Source organism: Sphingobium sp. RSMS (assembly GCF_005406185.4).
Lineage (GTDB): Bacteria > Pseudomonadota > Alphaproteobacteria > Sphingomonadales > Sphingomonadaceae > Sphingobium > Sphingobium fuliginis.
Genome location: NZ_CM191257.1, coordinates 3,659,950 through 3,675,210, shown reverse-complemented (window position 1 = coordinate 3,675,210; position 15,261 = coordinate 3,659,950). Strand labels below are relative to the sequence as shown.

At 64.4% G+C, this 15,261-nt stretch carries 18 protein-coding genes and 1 pseudogene; 18 read left to right on the top strand and 1 reads right to left on the bottom strand.

All coding sequences use genetic code 11. The annotated features are described in order from the left end of the window. Positions 1-40 precede the first annotated feature (40 nt). From EGM87_RS17905 to EGM87_RS17895, 3 genes are all read left to right on the top strand, one after another. Positions 41-568, top strand: coding sequence for an antirestriction protein ArdA (locus EGM87_RS17905; RefSeq protein ID WP_137709400.1), 528 nt, complete (start codon positions 41-43; stop codon positions 566-568). A 192-nt stretch (positions 569-760) separates the two neighbouring features. Further along, entirely contained in the window at positions 761-976 is a 216-nt protein-coding gene (locus EGM87_RS17900) for a transcriptional regulator domain-containing protein (protein ID WP_137709401.1), read from the top strand. Positions 977-1,019: 43 nt separating this feature from the next. After that, positions 1,020-1,544: a DUF2285 domain-containing protein gene (locus EGM87_RS17895; RefSeq protein WP_253719100.1), complete on the top strand. Its 525-nt coding sequence runs from the start codon at positions 1,020-1,022 to the stop codon at positions 1,542-1,544. A 17-nt stretch (positions 1,545-1,561) separates the two neighbouring features. On the opposite strand, the gene EGM87_RS17890 is transcribed toward EGM87_RS17895, so the two are convergent. Next, positions 1,562-1,849, bottom strand: a complete 288-nt coding sequence (locus tag EGM87_RS17890; protein WP_137709402.1) for a DNA -binding domain-containing protein — start codon at positions 1,847-1,849, stop codon at positions 1,562-1,564. A gap of 462 nt (positions 1,850-2,311) precedes the next feature. Between EGM87_RS17890 and EGM87_RS17885 the strand changes: the two genes are divergently transcribed. From EGM87_RS17885 to EGM87_RS17815, 15 genes and pseudogenes are all read left to right on the top strand, one after another. After that, a complete protein-coding gene (locus EGM87_RS17885; RefSeq protein ID WP_137709403.1) occupies positions 2,312-2,581 on the top strand; it encodes a helix-turn-helix transcriptional regulator in 270 nt (89 codons plus the stop codon). After that, the gene (locus EGM87_RS17880) at positions 2,582-3,658 is read left to right on the top strand and encodes a replication initiator protein A (protein ID WP_137709404.1); all 1,077 of its coding nucleotides are present in this window, start codon (positions 2,582-2,584) and stop codon (positions 3,656-3,658) included. 58 nt (positions 3,659-3,716) lie between these two features. Beyond that, positions 3,717-4,235: a DUF2840 domain-containing protein gene (locus EGM87_RS17875; RefSeq protein WP_137709405.1), complete on the top strand. Its 519-nt coding sequence runs from the start codon at positions 3,717-3,719 to the stop codon at positions 4,233-4,235. After that, positions 4,232-4,777: a S26 family signal peptidase gene (locus EGM87_RS17870; RefSeq protein ID WP_137709406.1), complete on the top strand. Its 546-nt coding sequence runs from the start codon at positions 4,232-4,234 to the stop codon at positions 4,775-4,777. Before EGM87_RS17875 ends, EGM87_RS17870 begins: the two co-directional genes overlap by 4 nt. Before the next feature lie 34 nt (positions 4,778-4,811). Further along, a complete protein-coding gene (locus EGM87_RS17865; protein ID WP_126001231.1) occupies positions 4,812-5,147 on the top strand; it encodes a DUF736 domain-containing protein in 336 nt (111 codons plus the stop codon). Further along, positions 5,144-6,076, top strand: a complete 933-nt coding sequence (locus EGM87_RS17860) for a lytic transglycosylase domain-containing protein (protein ID WP_137709407.1) — start codon at positions 5,144-5,146, stop codon at positions 6,074-6,076. The genes EGM87_RS17865 and EGM87_RS17860 overlap by 4 nt, the downstream gene beginning before the upstream one ends. Positions 6,077-6,536: 460 nt before the next feature. Then, positions 6,537-7,043 (top strand): annotated as a pseudogene (locus EGM87_RS17855) (relaxase/mobilization nuclease domain-containing protein); the annotation flags it as partial. Between the two features lie 168 nt (positions 7,044-7,211). Beyond that, positions 7,212-8,444 carry a DUF3363 domain-containing protein gene (locus EGM87_RS17850; protein ID WP_216614581.1) on the top strand — a complete coding sequence of 411 codons (1,233 nt, stop codon included), beginning with the start codon at positions 7,212-7,214 and terminating at the stop codon, positions 8,442-8,444. 218 nt (positions 8,445-8,662) lie between these two features. Beyond that, positions 8,663-9,877, top strand: coding sequence for a chloramphenicol/florfenicol efflux MFS transporter FloR (floR, locus tag EGM87_RS17845; protein ID WP_137709409.1), 1,215 nt, complete (start codon positions 8,663-8,665; stop codon positions 9,875-9,877). Between the two features lie 26 nt (positions 9,878-9,903). Continuing rightward, the gene (locus EGM87_RS17840; RefSeq protein WP_137709410.1) at positions 9,904-10,854 is read left to right on the top strand and encodes a LysR family transcriptional regulator; all 951 of its coding nucleotides are present in this window, start codon (positions 9,904-9,906) and stop codon (positions 10,852-10,854) included. Between the two features lie 183 nt (positions 10,855-11,037). Then, complete coding sequence (locus tag EGM87_RS17835; protein WP_137709411.1) at positions 11,038-13,026, top strand: conjugal transfer protein TraG; 1,989 nt, start codon at positions 11,038-11,040, stop codon at positions 13,024-13,026. A gap of 10 nt (positions 13,027-13,036) precedes the next feature. After that, positions 13,037-13,516: a CopG family transcriptional regulator gene (locus EGM87_RS17830; protein ID WP_171009991.1), complete on the top strand. Its 480-nt coding sequence runs from the start codon at positions 13,037-13,039 to the stop codon at positions 13,514-13,516. 146 nt (positions 13,517-13,662) lie between these two features. Further along, entirely contained in the window at positions 13,663-14,646 is a 984-nt protein-coding gene (trbB, locus tag EGM87_RS17825) for a P-type conjugative transfer ATPase TrbB (RefSeq protein ID WP_137709412.1), read from the top strand. Continuing rightward, positions 14,643-14,975: a TrbC/VirB2 family type IV secretion system protein gene (locus EGM87_RS17820; RefSeq protein ID WP_137709413.1), complete on the top strand. Its 333-nt coding sequence runs from the start codon at positions 14,643-14,645 to the stop codon at positions 14,973-14,975. The genes trbB and EGM87_RS17820 overlap by 4 nt, the downstream gene beginning before the upstream one ends. Next, the gene (locus EGM87_RS17815; protein WP_043619038.1) at positions 14,975-15,256 is read left to right on the top strand and encodes a VirB3 family type IV secretion system protein; all 282 of its coding nucleotides are present in this window, start codon (positions 14,975-14,977) and stop codon (positions 15,254-15,256) included. The genes EGM87_RS17820 and EGM87_RS17815 overlap by 1 nt, the downstream gene beginning before the upstream one ends. The last annotated feature ends 5 nt before the right edge of the window (positions 15,257-15,261 follow it).

Sequence of the window (15,261 nt, the reverse complement as noted above, 5' to 3'; positions counted from 1 at the left end):
CGTTCCGCTTCGCTGACCTTCAGACCCGAGGATCAGAGACATGACCAACGTATCCGACAGCAATCCCCGCATCTATGTGGCCTGCCTTGCAGCTTACAATAATGGCTATCTGCATGGGGCTTGGATCGACGCGGGTCAGGACGCCGACCAGATCAGGGACGAGATCGCTGCGATGCTTGCCCGTTCCCCCGTCGAGGATGCAGAGGAATATGCCATTCATGACTATGAGGGCTTCGAGGGTGTCAGCATCTCCGAATATGCCGGCATCGACAGCGTGGCGCTGAAGGCCAAGTTCATTGCAGAGCATGGCGCACTCGGCGCGGGCCTGCTGGAGCAGTTCGGCGGCGACATGGACCAAGCCGAATCCACCTTGGAGGACTGCTATCATGGTCAGTTCGCCAGCCTTGCCGACTACATGGAAGAGCTGACCACCGAAAGCGTCACTATCGCCGAGGCGCTGCGCTACTATGTCGATTGGGACGCGATGGCGCGCGACGCCGAGATGGGCGGCGATCTGTTCACCATCGAGACGGCGCACGGCGAGGTGCATGTGTTTTCCAGCAGATGAGAACAAAGCTGCTTATCCGTGCTGATATGGGCAGGCGTCCCGGAATCACCGGCTGTCGCCTAGCCAAAAATACCAAAATGATCGAGTTAGCCGCTCAAGGTATCTGCTTTGAGCGGCTTCTATATTTCCAGTGATCCTTGAACCTCTTTTTGCCGGGCGCTGCCCAGCATCCCGGCTTAGGGAGGTGACGCCATGCTCAGCATCGATTGGCGATCACCGGCGGCATACGGGCACACAAAGCACATCCCTGCCGCTGGTTTCGCTTGGGAATACCTGCGCCGAAACGACGAATATCGTCGGGACTGCCAGACCATCGCATTGACCGGAGGGACGGCTGGCCGCGACCTTGAAGCGTTCGCGCATCGTTGGGGTTTGCGATTTCCCGTGCGATCCCGACGCGCCGCATGACCGGCAATCGCCGATCTGGAGTCCGCGCCTTCAACCGCAAGCCGTGAGGCTGTTGCCGGTCGATCACAAGGACAGCGACACCGAACCGACATTGACGCTGGCGCATCTCGACGGCCTCGACCTCCGCCGCGCCGCCGATGGTTGGCACGGCATCTGGCAGGTAGACGGCGTCGCGCATCAATTCTGGCTGCCCGAGGCCGCGCCGGACGCCGCCGCGTTTTATGCCGTCACTCTGCCGATGGATGCTTTTCTGGAGCTTCGCGCTCACGCTGTACGCCGTTTCTGGCGGTCCCTTAACGGCCGTGCGCCCGGTCCCGACTTCCGGGCAGTCCCCGCTCAACTCCGGCAATGGCATATCCTGTCCCTGCGCGCGCTCGACGCCCGGCTGCGCGGCGAGAGCTATCGCACCATCGCCGAAGTCCTGCTTGGCTTTCGAGGCACCAAGGAGGATTTCGAGAACGACCCTCGCAAGAACAAGGCCCGCAGATTGGTTGCGCACGGCATCAAGATGATGCGGGGCGGCTATCGCCTGCTGCTTCACTACCCGATCAAGCCCGGCAAGCGTTGATCGTGCGTATGTAGTCCTCACGCCTTGTTGGCTGCTGCCTGTTCCAGAATCTTCCGATAGCCCTCACGCGATAGCCATTGTGCGCGTTCGAGATGGCTTTGCCAGCAACGGCGGGTGCGAAGTTCATCGGCGACCGGATCACGGTGCAACACGATCTGCGCGACTTCCTTCCAGTCCGCGCCCTCGGCCTTCGCATCCAGCAAACGCAGATAGGTGACGTAATGCCGTTCGTCATAGACGGTTATGGTGTCGCCGGCCGGCGCTTCGTCATCTACATCGGGATCGAGTTCGACGGGAACCCGCATAGCCATTCCCCCTAGGTTCCAGAGAGCCTCGCTTGCGGTGCGCCCCCGCAATTGGCCCCTCTACCTGGTGATCGGGGAGTTAGTAACCGTGACTAGACGGCCCCATGACCTTTAGGCGAGAAGCCCTGGACATACGCCATGGGCTCCCCGACCATAAGGTTCGAGGATGGTGGTGCCGTCACGGCCGGCACCAACCGCTAGTCAGGGGTTACTACGCCCCAGAGCAGCGCGTCTGCTCCGTCTACGTTTCTATCCGAACCGGCCGCGAATGTCTTCGCCTATTCGGCGCAGCAGGCAGCGAGCCGCTGAAATCCCTCATCTATTGGCCGCGCACCGCCCCGAAGGGGGTGCCGCCAGCGCATAGGCGCAAATGCGGCACGCTACGCACCGCCGATCCCTCGCCATGGTTCGCCACAGTCCGCTGCCGCCCTTCGGCAGCCGAAACCCGACTGGAGGTGATCCATGCCCAACCCGCTTGCGGGCCTGCCGCCGCGCCTGCTGCGCACCAAGGAAGCCGCACGCTTCCTCGGCATATCCATTCGCACCCTTGAGAAACATCGCACCTACGGCACCGGCCCGACCTATCGCAAGGTCGGCGGTCGCGTCCTCTACACCGTCCGCGATCTGGAGGACTGGAGCGCGGTCGGCGAACGTAAATCCACCCGAGACAAGACCGCCGGCACCGTCTTCCCCGCACGTCCGCTCACACCCCAAGAACGGAACGAGCGCTAGATGCTGCGCGAGGATGACCACAACCCCGCGCAGCCGACCGAGGACAGCGAGCGCAGCCGCCTAGACCCCTTCGTGGTCGCAACGGGCGACGCGCCGCCGCGCGACCAGCGCGATTTGATGGAACGGCCGTTTTTCTCGCTGGCGAAGACCCCGCGCACCAAGCCGATTCTCTACAAGGCCGCCGACATAGAGGTGCAGGTGTTCGGGATGCCCGAGCACGGCATGGCGACCATATGGGACGCCGATGTGCTGATATGGGCGGCCTCGCAGATCGTTGCGGCCGAGAATGACGGCCTCACCACTTCGCGCTTTGTCCGGTTTACGCCTTACCATCTGTTGCGCGCCATCGGGCGGCCGACCGGCAATCATCAATACCGGCTTCTGAAAGCCGCGCTGGCGCGGCTGCAATCGACCGTCATCGCCACCACCATCCGCAACGGCCCGCATTGGCGTCGCCGGCAATTCTCATGGATCAACGAGTGGGAGGAAATGACGACGCGCGCCGGCCGCGTCGAGGGCATGGAGTTCGTCCTGCCCGAATGGTTCTACAACAGCGTCATCGACCGCTCGCTGGTCCTGACCATCGACCCGGCCTATTTCCGGCTGACTGGCGGCATCGAGCGATGGCTTTACCGCGTCGCCCGAAAGCACGCCGGGCACCAACGCCATGGCTGGGTTTTCGAGGTCGGGCACCTTCACCAGAAATCCGGCAGCCTCGCGCGGCCGTCCGACTTCGCGCTCGACCTGCGCCGCATCGCGGCCCGCCAGCAGCTCCCCGGCTACCGCCTCCAGATCGAGCGGGAGGACGACCGCGAACTGCTGCGCATCCGGCCCGGAAACCTGTCAACAGGCACTGTTGATAACCCTGTTAATGCCATCGGCAGATCAGGCGCACGGGGTATCGGCACATCAGGCGTAGCACTATCGGCACATCAGGCGCACGAACCGCAGCTAACGCTTTGGCCTGAAAAGCGGAATCCGACCGCTAACTTATCTAACAGAGAATCTAACTCTTTTTCTTTGACGCGCGCGCAGGCGAAGCGTGGTGCCGGTTCTGCCCGAAGGGGCGAGCCATGACGGCCGCGCTCGACGCGCTGCGCCCGCGCAACCCCCAGCACATCATCGGAGACGATCAATGACCCGTCGCGCCCGCCGCAGCGCGCACTGCCGTCCGCTGCCGGACGGACCTGCGCCCTTCACCACATTGGTCGAGCTGACCTTTGAGAAACGCAAGGTCGAGCACTGGATACGCTTCGGCCGCAAGAGCTACGAGCAGATCATCGACCGCCGCCGCAGCGTCGTCGGCTTCGCGCCGGGCAGCGTCTTTGCCTTCGTGCGATGGGCGAAAGGCGAGCACGGCACTGTCGTTTCGCGCATCGACATTGTGCGCGCCATCGGTCGCGGCGAGCCGTTCCAGACATTGCCGTTCGTGCGCCCCGGCGGCGAAATCCTGTTGCGCCTCGACGGCTGGCCGAAGGTGCAGCGCGCGCTTGCCGCTATCGACGCCGTGGAATCGCTCGGCCTCGATCCGGCCGACGCCTCGCCGGAGCACTGGCGGCACGTCCACAACCGTTTGACCGCCAATCTGGAACCGCACGCCTACACGCCCGAGCGACATGCCGCTTGGCTTCACCGCCGAAGGATCGACCCATGACGCGCCGCCGCACCCTCACGGTGACGGCGCTCGCCGTCATCGGCATCGCCGCCGCAATCGCGGTCCAGACGCCGACGAAACTCATCTGGAACGCCACGGCCAGCGCGCCCATCGGCTTCTATACGGTCGAGCCGGCCGACGCGCTCGACGTGCCCGAGCTGGTCGCCATCATGCCGCCCGAACCGCTCGCCGGCTTCATGGTCGAGCGCGGCTATATCGCGCAAGGCGTCCCGCTCTTGAAGCGCGTCTTGGGCCTGCCCGGACAGCGGGTTTGCCGCGCAGGCCGCACGATCACGGTTGACGGGATCGAGATGGGCGAGGCGCTGGAGCGCGACAGCCTCGGCCGCGATCTGCCCATCTGGCAGGGCTGCCGCGTCATCGGCGACGGCCAGCTTTTCCTCATGAATTGGGAAGTCCGCGACAGCCTCGACGGCCGTTACTTCGGACCCATCCCCGCAGCCTCCGTCATCGGCCGAGCGGTCCCGCTCTGGACCGATGAGGAAGGCGTCGGCCGCTACGAGTGGCGTGCGCCGACCCACTGAACCACCCCCGAAAATCAACCGCAGGAGATTTCCCATGGCAGAGATAGGCACATTCACCCGCACCGAAACCGGCTATGCGGGGGAGCTTCATTCGTTCGGCCTCCACGAAAAGCTGTTCATCGTCCCGGCTAAGCCGAGCGACGTAAAAAACGCACCCGACTATCGCGTGCGCCTCAATAGCGAGGACGGCCCGGACGCCGGCCCCGCATGGAAAGACTCCAGCGAGAACGCTGGCGAGTTCGTGTCGATGCGATTGGAGGGGCCAATCTTCCCGTTCCCGATCCGCGCCAAACTGTTCCAGTCCAACGACGATCCTTCGGTCTGGACGCTGCGTTGGAAGCATCCCCGGAAAGTCGAGGATGAGGAATGACGGCCGCGCGCGTCCGGCCCGCCATCCGGTCAAAGATCGGCATCCCTTTGTTCGCGGAAAAGCCGTCTCATCCCTTCGTCCCGCTCGGCGACCAGACGGCCGGCGCGCGCAGCGAAGGTCAGGGGCGGCCATCGGCCGGCGCTTGCGCCTTGCCCTTGACCGCAGCGAGCACGCTGGCAGGCTGGCGGCGAAGCGGAGACAGGCCGGCATGGCATTATGCCGTCCTGCTGCTGGCGGGGGCGCTTTCAGTCTGCATCGGATCGGGCGTCGCTGTTGCGCAATCCGTGCCGGTCGAGCGCCCGGCCGCAGCCCATCCCTATGCGGCGCACATCGCTGAGGCGTCGCAGCGGTTCGGCATTCCCGAGCACTGGATTCGCGCCGTGCTGCGCGCCGAGAGCGCGGGCGACGTGCGCGCAGTATCGTCGGCCGGGGCGATGGGATTGATGCAGGTAATGCCCGCCACATGGGCGGGCCTGCGCGTCCGCCATGGCCTCGGCCGCGATCCTTACGACCCGCGCGATAACATCCTCGCCGGCACGGCCTATCTGCGCGAGATGTTCGACCGCCACGGCAATGTCGCGGCGATGCTGGCGGCCTACAACGCCGGCCCCGGCCGCTACGACGAGCACCGAGCGACGGGCCGCCCGCTTCCCGCCGAGACACGCGCCTATGTCGCCGCGCTCGCCCCGATCCTTGGCGGCGCAGCTCCATCGGATGCGCCGTTGCAACCACCGGCACCGCCGCCCGATTGGCGGGAGGCACCGCTGTTCGTCATGCGCCCGGCCGACACGCGGGCTGCCGCCGCGCCGCCGTCCGAGGTGCAAACAGGCGACGGCCGCGCTGCCGTTCCGGCGCGCGACCCCGCCCGTGCGGAGCCGCAGGACGGCAGCATTTTCGTGGCGAGCGCCAGCGATGGGGGAACGCCATGAGGGCGGCGTTCCCGCGCTCGGCGGCTCTGGTTTCGGCATCCGGTTGGGCATGTTTGCGCCCGGCAGGATTTCCGGCAGGAGGGGCAGAAAAGACAGAAAGGGCGGAGGGCAAGATTAAAGAAGACGGCACCATGTCGGGCCGCTTCTGGAAATTATTGTTGTCTGCACACTGGTTAGGTGGCCGGTTCCGGCACCATGGTTTTGAGAGGCCGCGTGCCGCGATTTCGTGCAAAGCCTTGGCTTTGCAGGGTTTCGAGCGGCACCATAGGCCCATATCGGCCTGTTTTCGGCGGTTTGGGCTGGAGTCGCGCCCTTGAGCGCCGACGACGAAAATCGCTTCCGACCGAAGCCCGGCCGCATCCGATCCGACACGCCGAAGGCCGGCAAGACCAAGAGCTTTTTCACGCAGGTCAAGAAGATCACCCGCCAGCATCAGGCGGCAGCCTCCCGCGATCCTTCCATGTCGTCATCCGCCCGCCCGTCATCGCCGGGCCGGTCCCGTGCCGTGGTCGCCAGCGGCAAGGGCGTGAAGCGCGGCCGGGGCGCGAGCTTCGTGCGCGCCCGCAATATCTCCGGCCATTGGCATCATCGCCAGCCGGGCAGCCGCCGCGTCATCGTCAAGCAGCGCAGCGTCAGGGCCGCATGGAAGGGCGTCCGTGCCCGCGCGCATCTGCGCTATGTCCAGCGCGACGGCACGTCACGCGACGGCGAGCGGGGCCGGCTCTATTCGGCGACCGAAGACCGCGCCGATGGCGACGCCTTCCTTGATCGCGGCAAGGACGACCGCCACCAGTTCAGGTTCATCGTCTCGCCCGAGGACGGCGCGGAGCTGTCGGACCTCACGGCCTACACCCGCGATTTCATGAAACAGGTGGAAGCGGACCTCGGCACGAAACTCGATTGGGTTGCCGTCAATCACTACAACACCGGCCATCCCCATGTGCATATCGTCGTCAACGGCCGCGACGACACGGGCGGGGATCTAGTCATCAACGGCGACTATCTTTCCGCTGGCTTGCGCGAGCGCGCCAGCGAGCTTGCCAGTCTGGAACTCGGCCCCGTCACCGAGATCGAGCAGACCCGCAAGCTGTCCGCCGAAATCGACCAAGACCGTTTCACCCGGATCGACCGCGCCATGGTCGAGGAAGCCGATGCCCGTTTCCTCGACCTGCGCCATGAATCGGCAGAGCCGAGGCGGCAGTTCGAGCGGGCGCTGCGCCTGCGCCGTCTCGGCAAGCTGGAGAAGATGGGGCTGGCGACTGAACACGCGCCTGCCGTTTGGGAATTGAGCAAGGACATGGAACCGGCCCTGCGCGAATTGGGCGAGCGCGGCGACATTATCCGCACCATGCAGAAGGCGCTCGGCCCGCAGGGCGGCGAGCGCGATCCCATGAGTTTCCAAATCCATGACGGAGTGCCCGAGACGCCGATCTTTGGCCGCGTCGTGGACAAGCATCTGTCCGACGAACTAGGCGAGAACCTGACCATTGTGGTGGACGGCATCGACGGCTGGACGCACCACATCGCCGGCATCGCGCCCGAGCGGCTGGAGGATGCCCGCATCGGCAGCATCATCGAGATCGGCCCGGCAGAGGCGGCAGCCCGGCCGTCCGACCGCACCATCACGGTCATCGCCGAGGACGGCATCTATCGCCCGAGCCGTCATCTGGAGCAGGCGAAATTCGAGGGCCGCGTTCCGGGCGGCGACTATGAGGGCTATGTCGATGCCCATGTCCGCCGACTGGAGGCGCTGCGCCGCGCCGGTATCGTCGAGCGCATCGACGCAGACCAATGGCGCATCCCCGATGATCTGGTCAGCCGCGCCGCCGTCTATGACGCCGGCCGCGACAGACAGGCCAGCGTGCGCGTCCTTTCCCCAGTCGATCTAGGCAAGCAGATCGGATCGGACGGCGCGACATGGCTGGACCGCCGATTGATCCATGGCGAAACGGCCGAGCTTGCGTCGGTCGGTTTCGGCCAGCAGGTGCGCGAGGCGATGGACCAGCGCCGCGAGCATCATATCGAACAGGGCGACGCCACCCGAGCGCGGAACGGTCGCATCTTCTATCGGCGCAGCCTTCTCGCCACCTTGCGCGAGCGCGAGGTTGCCCGCGTCGGCGCGGAGATGGCCGAGGGCAAGGGGCTGCCGTTCCGCGCCGCCACGGACGGCGAGAACGTCAGCGGCAAGTTCACCGGCACCGTGCAGCTATCCAGCGGCAAGTTCGCCGTGGTCGAGAAATCCCATGAGTTTACGCTAGTCCCGTGGCGGCCGGTCATCGACCGCCAGCTCGGCCGCGAGGTCATGGGCGTCATGCAGGGCGGATCGGTGTCGTGGCAGTTGGGAAGGCAGAGGGGGTTGGGCCTCTAGGAGCCAACGATACCGCATTGCGACGCAACAGGTAATCCGATAAGAGACAGTTGTTCAATTTCGTAATCGTGGAGTCATCAGCATGGGAAGTTCCCAGTCCGCAGACAAGTAAGCCGCAACATCAGAATTGTTGTTGCGGCGCTCTGTAAGACCAATCCCATCTGATTGCTGACGAGCAGACGCTGCCCGGTATCCTTAAATCGAGCGGTTGATTCGTCATGACCACCACACGCCCCGCGTGGGCCTATACGCTGCCAGCAGCATTGCTGCTTATGGCTCCCTTCGACATTCTCGCCTCGCTGGCGATGGATATTTATCTTCCAGTCGTTCCAGCGATGCCGGGCATCCTGAACACGACTCCCTCCATAATCCAACTCACGTTGAGCCTCTACATGGTGATGCTCGGCGTGGGCCAAGTGATCTTTGGACCGCTCTCGGATCGCATCGGGCGGCGGCCAATTCTGCTCGCGGGCGCAACGGCTTTCGTTGTTGCGTCTATAGGAGCAGCCTGCTCTTCAACTGCATTGGCCTTTGTCGCTTTCCGTGTGGTTCAGGCAGTTGGAGCATCGGCTATGCTGGTGGCTACCTTCGCGACCGTGCGCGACGTATATGCCAATCGTCCCGAAGGTGCCGTCATCTACGGCCTTTTCAGTTCGATGCTGGCGTTCGTGCCTGCACTCGGCCCTATCGCCGGTGCGTTAATCGGCGAGTTCTTGGGATGGCAGGCGATATTCGTCACTTTGGCTGCACTGGCGTTGCTCGCACTCCTAAATGCAGGTTTCAGGTGGCACGAAACCCGCTCGTTGGATCAGACCAAAATGCGCCGATCCGTTCTGCCGATCTTCGCAAGCCCGGCCTTTTGGGTTTACACAGTCGGATTTAGTGCCGGCATGGGCACATTCTTCGTTTTCTTCTCGACAGCGCCCCGTGTTCTCATAGGCCAAGCCGGCTATTCCAAGATCGGATTCAGCTTGGCCTTCGCAACTGTCGCTCTGGTCATGGTCGCGACAACCCGTTTCGCAAAATCCTTCGTCGCCAAATGGGGAATCGCTGGATGCGTGGCGCGTGGCATGGCGTTGCTCGTTTGCGGCGCGATCCTGTTGGGGATCGGCCAACTCTTTGGATCGCCTTCTTTTCTCAGCTTCATCCTGCCGATGTGGGTTATCGCGGTTGGGATTGTCTTCACGGTATCCGTTACCGCGAACGGCGCTTTGGCAGAGTTCGACGACATCGCAGGATCAGCGGTTGCGTTCTACTTCTGCATCCAAAGCCTAATCGTCAGTATCGTCGGGACATTGGCGGTAACGCTGTTGGACGGCGGCACTGCATGGCCCCTGATCTGTTACGCCACGGCGATGGCGGTGCTGGTCTCCTTGGGGTTGGCGCTCTTGCGGTCCCGTAGGACTGCCACCGAGAAGTTACCAGTCGTCTGACCGACGACTGGTAGAGGCCCGCTCCGATGCGGCGCACGAACCATCGAAACCTCGTGAATGGCGGTATTCTGTCCGGCAGGATACCGCTCATTTCCCTTGTTCAGTTCATCGCCGTCGCCGAGCACCTGAACTTTCGACACGCGGCCAAATCACTCGGCGTCAGCCAGTCGAGCGTCAGCGCGCGTGTGAAAGCGCTGGAAGATAATCTTGGTGTCCTGCTGTTCGAGCGTCATGCGCGTGGCGTTCGGCTAACGGACGCCGGCAGGCACTTCATGGAACGAGTCGCAGCGGGTGTCGATCAACTCGATCACGCGGTGAAGACCGCCGGCATGACAGCTCAAGGAGAATGCGGCCGGCTTCGCATCGGCATCCATGCCTTGATCCCACGCAGCTTTCTCACGGAGCTGATCCGTCATTATCGGGAAGCCCATACCGGCATTGAGGTCGAGATCACCGAAGGCACGGCCCGTGATGCGGTGATGCAGCTTCGTGCCGACCGGCTGGACGTGGCGTTCGTCGCGGGCAAGCCCGAGATGCCCGACTGCCATACCCGACCAATCTGGACCGAACCGCTGGTGGCCGTGCTATCGGATGAGCATCGCCTCGCCGGGCAGTCCGCAATCACTTGGTCCGATCTGGCCGGCGAGACTTTCATTGTCCGCCATGGCGGCACCGGCCCACAGGTGCATGACCATATTGTGCTGCGCCTCGCCGGGCGCTGGCCCGCGCCGTCGATCCTGCGTTTCGACGTGGGGCGCGGCACGCTGCTGTCCATGGTCGGACAGGGCTTCGGCATCACCATCGTCGGTGCGGCCACGTCGCTGCTGCAAACGTCCGGCGTGGTCTTCCTGCCGTTCGCCGACGAGCCGGAACCCGTTCCGTTCTCGGCCCTCTGGTCGCCGTTCAACCGTAGCGCCGCACTCCGCAATCTGCTGACACTCGCAAGCGACATGGGGCGGCTGGTTCGGACGGACTGATTTTCCCCGCGATTCGGTTTGATCCGCCAGCATAGCCATTGGCGCAGGCGATAACCCTGCCACGACCGTCCTATTTACCGCCGATAATATCCTGTAGCCCTCCCGCACCCCCTTTCCTGTTGCCTGTCCCGATTTTGCCTACTCTCTGATTGGCTCCGTCTCTTTTGCCGACTGGAGCCTGCATTGCGCGGAGGCCGAATCCTTTGGGGTCAAATCGCTGTCGTCTTCACCATCGTTCTGGTGATGGTGTGGGCAGCGACGCAATGGACGGCGTTCCGCCTCGGCTTCCAGCCGCAGCTTGGGGCACCATGGTTCGAGCTGGCGGGCCTGCCGCTCTATTATCCGCCCGCCTTCTTCTGGTGGTGGTTTTCCTTCGATGCCTATGCGCCCGCGATCTTCGTGGAGGGAGGCATCATCGCGGTATCGGGCGGTTTCATCGCCATCGCCGCCGCCATCTTCATGTCGATCATCCGGGCGCGGGAGGCGCGCAACGTCGCCACATACGGCTCCGCGCGATGGGCCGAGGGCAAGGAAATCCGCGCGGCCGGATTACTCGGCCCCGATGGCGTCCTGCTCGGCCGATACGACCGGGACTATCTGCGCCATGACGGTCCCGAGCATGTTCTATGCTTCGCGCCAACCCGGAGCGGCAAGGGCGTCGGATTGGTGGTGCCGACGCTGCTGACATGGCCCGCATCCGCCATCGTCCACGACATAAAGGGCGAGAACTGGACGCTGACAGCGGGCTTTCGCGCGAAGCATGGCCGCGTTCTTCTGTTCGATCCGACCAATGCCAGATCGTCGGCCTACAACCCGCTGCTGGAGGTCCGGCAGGGCGAATGGGAAGTCCGCGACGTGCAGAACATCGCGGATATTCTGGTCGATCCCGAAGGCAGTCTCGATAAAAGAAATCATTGGGAGAAGACGAGCCACAGCCTGCTTGTCGGTGCGATCCTGCATGTTCTTTATGCCGAGAAGGACAAGACGCTGGCCGGCGTCGCCAACTTCCTGTCCGATCCGCGCCGCCCGGTCGAGGCGACCTTGCGCGCGATGATGGACACGCCGCATCTCGGCGAGGTGGGCGTTCATCCCGTCATCGCGTCATCGGCCCGCGAGCTGTTGAACAAATCCGAGAACGAACGGTCGGGCGTGCTCTCTACCGCCATGTCGTTTCTCGGCCTCTACCGCGATCCTGTCGTGGCTCGCGTGACGGCACGATGCGACTGGCGCATTGCCGATCTGGTCGGCAGCCGCCAGCCCGTCACGCTCTATCTGGTCGTGCCGCCGTCCGACATAAACCGCACCAAGCCGCTTATCCGCCTGATTCTCAACCAGATCGGCAGGCGGTTGACCGAGGATTTGACCACCTCCGGCAAGCGCCATCGGCTTCTGCTCATGCTGGACGAGTTTCCCGCGCTCGGCAGATTGGATTTTTTCGAGTCCGCCTTGGCGTTTATGGCGGGCTACGGCCTCAAGGGTTTTTTGATCGCGCAGAGCCTCAATCAGATCGAGCGCGCCTATGGCCCGAACAATGCAATCCTCGACAACTGCCACGTCCGCGTCAGCTTCGCCGCGAATGACGAGCGCACCGCCAAAAGGGTGAGCGACGCGCTCGGCACCGCGACCGAGCTGCGCGATTCCACCAACTACGCCGGCCATCGCCTTGCACCATGGCTAGGACATTTGATGGTTTCCCGGCAGGAGACGGCCCGGCCGCTGCTCACGCCGGGCGAAATCATGCAGCTTCCACCCACCGACGAAATCGTCATGGTCGCGGGCACGCCGCCGATCCGCGCGACCAAGGCCCGCTATTTCGAGGATGCGCGGTTTCAGGAACGCATCCTGACCCCGCCCGATCTGGTCGCCGCTCCGCTGGCGCCCAGCCCATCGACCGATGATTGGTCCGGCCGCGTGGTCGCGGCGGAAAGCCGTCCCGCGACCGACGCCGCAGACGGGGCCGAGGGCGATCCGGCCAATGCAGGCATCCGCCGCGAGCCGGAATTGCCCGAGCATGAGGAAATCGTCGCCCCGCCGCCGTCGCCCGAACAGGAGTTCGAGTTTCTAGACGACGAGCCGGACGTTAACGCGGCCAAGGCCCGCGCCTTGCGCCAGCGCATGAAGATGGTCGCGCGGCAGGTGGCGATGAACTCCGATGATGGAATCGAGCTTTGAGGACACGCCCATGACCACACGCACCCGCCTGAATATCTATTTCGACCCCGCGCTCATTCCGCAGATCGAGGCGATGGCGCTGCGCCGCTCGGTGGCGCTGCGCCGCAATGTGTCAAAATCCGCCATCGTGGAGGCGGCGGTTATGTCCTACCTGTCCGGCGATGCCGACGACCAGCTTGAAGCCGCCATGTCGCGCCGTCTGGACAAGCTCGGCCGTCAGATCGACACGCTCGACCTAGATCTCGCCGTCCTCGGCGAGACGGTCGCGCAGTTCATCCATTTCTGGATGACCATCACGCCGCCGCTTACGGGAGCCGCACAATCCGCTGCCCGCGCCAAAGGCGCGGAGCGGTTCGAGGGCTTCATGCAGAATCTCGGCCGGCGTCTGGCGACCGGCGACAGGTTCCTCAAAGAGCTGTCTCGTGACCTCGACTCACTTCCCGACGATCCGTTACCGGACGAGTCCGAGAGCAACGGCGATCAAGAGTAAGTATTCGGACCCATCCTATTTACCGCCGTTCGCCGCCGATCACCGCACGCAGCTAGATACTTGTTGAACCGGCCCAATTCCGGGCTTTCTTAATCGACCCCGATCCGGGGACCGCCTGTTGCGCCCCGCCAGAAGCCGGGGCCGACATGACCACCAACCACCACAGACAGGAAGCGATCCAGCGCGGCGCGCGCATGTTGCGCACCGCGCTCGGCCCCGCCATTGCCCGGCTGCTCGAAGACCCGGCGGTGGTCGAGGTGATGTTGAACCCGGACGGGCGGTTGTGGATCGACCGCCTGTCCGAAGGGCTTTCCGACACGGGCGAGCGCCTGTCCGCCGCCGATGGCGAACGCATCGTTCGGCTGGTCGCGCATCATGTCGGCGCGGAGGTTCATGCCCGCAGCCCGCGCGTCTCGGCCGAGCTGCCGGACTCGGGCGAAAGATTCGAGGGCCTGCTGCCGCCCGTGGTCGCCGCCCCGACCTTCGCCATCCGCAAGCCCGCCGTCGCGGTGTTCACGCTCGACGATTATGTGGCCGCCGGCATCATGTCCGCCGATCAGGCGGAAATGCTGCGTGAAGCCGTCGCAACCCGCGCCAACATCCTTGTCGCGGGCGGCACCAGCACCGGCAAAACGACGCTGACCAACGCGCTGCTCGCCGAGGTCGCCAAGGGCGCGGATCGCGTCGTCATCATTGAAGACACGCGCGAGCTGCAATGCGCCGCGCCCAATTTGGTCGCCATGCGGACGAAAGACGGCGTGGCGACGCTTTCCGATCTGGTCCGTTCCTCGCTGCGCCTGCGCCCCGACCGCATCCCGATTGGGGAGGTGCGCGGATCGGAAGCCCTCGACCTTCTGAAAGCATGGGGCACGGGGCACCCCGGCGGGATCGGCACTATTCACGCCGGCACCGGCATCGGCGCGCTACGCCGCCTTGAACAGCTCATTCAAGAGGCAGTCGTCACAGTCCCGCGCGCCCTGATCGCGGAAACCATCGACCTTGTTGCCGTCCTTTCCGGGCGCGGTTCCGCGCGCCGGCTTGCCGAGCTTGCCCGCGTCGAGGGGCTGGGGCCGGACGGCGACTATCGCATCACCCCCGCAATCCAAACCAGCACAGGAGAACCCCAATGATCCGCACGCTTTCGCGCGGCTATCGCCGCATGGCGACCGCCGCATCCGCCCTTGCCATCAGTCTCATGCTCGCCCCGGCCGCCCATGCGTCCGGTTCGTCGATGCCGTGGGAACAGCCCTTGCAGCAAATCCTCCAGTCCATTGAGGGGCCGGTCGCCAAGATCATCGCCGTCATCATCATCATCGTCACCGGCCTGACCCTCGCGTTCGGCGATACCAGCGGCGGCTTCCGTCGCCTGATCCAGATCGTTTTCGGCCTGTCCATCGCGTTCGCCGCATCGAGCTTCTTCCTGTCTTTCTTCTCCTTCGGCGGCGGGGCGCTCGTTTGATGGCGGGCGGACTCGAACAGCTCGACGCGGTGCCGGGATTCTCGATCCCGGTCCACCGGGCATTGACCGAGCATATCCTGCTTGGCGGCGCACCGAGAAGCATTGCCATCATGAACGGGACGCTTGCCGGGGCCGTGGGCCTCGGCTTGCGCCTCTGGCTGGTCGGCATCGCCATTTGGGCAATCGGCCATTTCGCAGCCGTATGGGCGGCGAAGCGCGATCCCCAATTCGTCGAGGTCGGGCGTCGGCATCTGCGCGTCCCCGGCCATCTGGCGGTGTGAGGGCG